The 2,644-nt window shown below is 65.4% G+C and carries 3 protein-coding genes; all 3 read right to left on the bottom strand.

The genetic code is table 11. The features are described 5' to 3' along the window. Positions 1-161 precede the first annotated feature (161 nt). Complete coding sequence (locus Q0C41_RS31140; RefSeq protein WP_291990901.1) at positions 162-1,157, bottom strand: alpha/beta hydrolase; 996 nt, start codon at positions 1,155-1,157, stop codon at positions 162-164. 523 nt (positions 1,158-1,680) lie between these two features. Beyond that, positions 1,681-2,355: a cation transporter gene (locus Q0C41_RS31135; RefSeq protein WP_291990899.1), complete on the bottom strand. Its 675-nt coding sequence runs from the start codon at positions 2,353-2,355 to the stop codon at positions 1,681-1,683. Continuing rightward, positions 2,352-2,644, bottom strand: a 293-nt coding sequence (locus tag Q0C41_RS31130; protein ID WP_291990897.1) for a metalloregulator ArsR/SmtB family transcription factor, incomplete at its 5' end; no start/stop codon positions are given. The genes Q0C41_RS31130 and Q0C41_RS31135, both read right to left, overlap by 4 nt.

Below are 2,644 nucleotides of genomic sequence, written 5' to 3'. Positions count from 1 at the left end.
GACTGCGCTAGCGGCCACGGCGACCCATCGAAGCGCGCGCGACTGCTGGTGACTGATGTCTATTTCCACGTCGGAGGGCGGCCGCACTGCCATGAGGCCATCATGCCGTGCCGTCACGCGGGCGACGGGTCTTCGGGAACTTTCGGGCGTGCCGTCGATCGCTACGCCAGATCCGACGCGACGTTGACGACCGGGGCGTGCAGGTCCTGACGGACGCCGGTTTGCAGCGCTTTGCGCATCAGGTCCGGCTGGTGTTGGTGGGGCGTTGTCGAGTCGATGAATCGCTGGACGACCTCCACGAAACGGTTCGGGTGATCTCCGTGCGGCATGTGCCCGGACTTCTCGAATATCTCGAGGCGTGAGCCGGGGATCTGCTCGTGCGCCAACCGGGCATGGCTCACCGGGATGATCAGGTCGTCCTCGCCCCAGATGATCTGCACCGGGAGGTCGTGCATCAGGTAGGTCCGGTCCAGCATCGTGACGAACTGTCCGCGGGTGTCGACGACTGCGCGCAGGGTGCGGGCGAATGCGTCCACGGCGCCGGGCTTACACAACCCGTCGACCAGTCGCGGCAGGCTGGCCACATCGCGGGTGAATCGGGCGGAGCCCTTGACGCTTCCGACGACGCGGCTGACGAGTCCGAGGGCGGAAAGGGCGCCCGGCAGTTTGAGCGCGCACAGCGCCTCGGCGCCCATCGGCATGGCCGCCACTCGCAGTGCCACGCTCACGTCTTTGGTCACGCCGCCCGCGCTCACCAGCACCATGCGCTCCACGAAGTGCGGATATTGATAAGCGAACTGGGCTGCCAGGCCGCCACCTAGAGAATGCCCGACGAGCGTGACCCGGTCGATTTCCAGGGTGGTCAGCAGGTCGCGCAGCCCGCTAGCGAAGGCCGCCAGTGAGTAGTCGGCGCGCGGCTTGTCCGACTCGCCGTGGCCCAGCATGTCCGGGGCGATGACGGTGAATCGTTGAGCGAGCTTGGCGTGCACCGGTTCCCACGTGGTGGAGCTGTCGCCCACGCCGTGCAGCAGCACGACGACCGGGCCGGACCCGGCGATACGGAAGGCGCGGCGATGACCGTGGATGGTGCGGAACTGCAGCGCCGGCGCGGCGACATCCCGTACCGGCCGTAGATGGCGGCGTGAACGGTTCGTCATGGTCTCGTCCCCTCTGGTGTGCGTTTCTACCGCTGAAGCGGGGTATTGCGGAGCAGCTTGCTGGGGAGGCCTTGGAGGATTCTTGAAGTGCGGGGCGGGAGCAGCCTTACCTCGCCGAGCCTGTAAATCCGCAGGCCTCCACTCGCACTTTCCCTGCAAAATTGCAGGCTCGACGACGAGCCCAGGGGTGACCGGCCGGCGGGAGGAGACCTATCTCACCGAGCCTGTAAATCCGCAGGCCTCCACCCGCACTTTCCCGGAAAAATTGCAGGCTGAAGAAGGGTCGCCTATGAGGGTGAGAACCTGGTCGCTGCCCGCGACTTATACGGAACCCGTCCGAAGACAGTGTGGCTGAAAGCTTATCCCCGCAGCGACATGCGTAAGCCATACTTCGTGGATCCGCTCAATGCGGATTCCCAAAGCTTGGCGGCGCGAGACTCAGGTTTCAGAGTGCGATCATCGCGCGCCAAACTGCTTCCAGTCGCGCGGCCAGGTTGTCTTGGCGGCGGCCACCTCTGATTTGTCAGTCGTCGCAGCAGCCGCAATCCTGTTCTGCTGCAGTGGATCTAGCGTCGGCCGGTGCTGAGCAGCACGCGTCGCCCTGCCACGCGTTAACGCCCTCTTTGACGGCGATACCGGCGATCATCAAGCCGGCGATCGGATCGGCCCATGCCCAACCGAAAACACTGTTGAGGATCAGGCCGATGAGCAGCACCGCGGACAGATAGGTACACAGCAGCGTTTGCTTTGAGTCGGCCACGGCTGAGAGTGAACCGAGCTCGCGGCCGGCTCGACGCTGCGCGTAGGACAGCACCGGCATGACCGCCAGGCTCACCGCGGCGAGGATGATTCCTGGCGTGGACGGCTGTGCTTCGCCTTGGCCGAGCAATGACCGTAGCGACTCAACCGCGACATAGATCGCCAACCCGAAAAAAGAAAATGCGATGACGCGCAGCGCGATCTTCTCGCGGGCATCGGGGTCATGGCCGGCAAACTGCCATGCCACCGCCGCGGCTGACGACACCTCGATCACCGAGTCGAGTCCGAAGCCGATCAGCGCGGTCGAGCCGGCCACCGTGCCCGCCGAGATGGCGACGATCGCCTCGATGACGTTGTAGGAGATCGTCGCGGCAACCAACCGCCGGATGCGACGCGCAAGCGCTCGGCGGCGTTGCTCGGACAGTGCGCGAGTCGTCACTCGCACCCGCAACCGCAGGCGCTGCCGTCGGTGCCGGGGCAGACGCAATTCGGATCGACGGCGAGCACCAGTCCCATCAAGTCATCCAGCGCGCGGCCGATTCGCTTGTCGGCCAATTCATATCGCATACGCCGCCCTTCGGGTATCGCAACAGCGAGGCCGCAGCCGCGTAGACAGGTCAGGTGGTTGGACAGGATCTGGCGGGAGACGCCGAGTCGCTCGGCCAGCTCGGCCGGATAGCTCGGCTCGCGACTGAGCCTGAGCAGGATGCGTGTTCGGGTGTTGTCGG

This window comes from Luteitalea sp., assembly GCF_022842525.1.
Classification (GTDB): domain Bacteria; phylum Acidobacteriota; class Vicinamibacteria; order Vicinamibacterales; family Vicinamibacteraceae; genus Luteitalea.
This window is presented reverse-complemented; position numbering and strand designations above follow the sequence as displayed.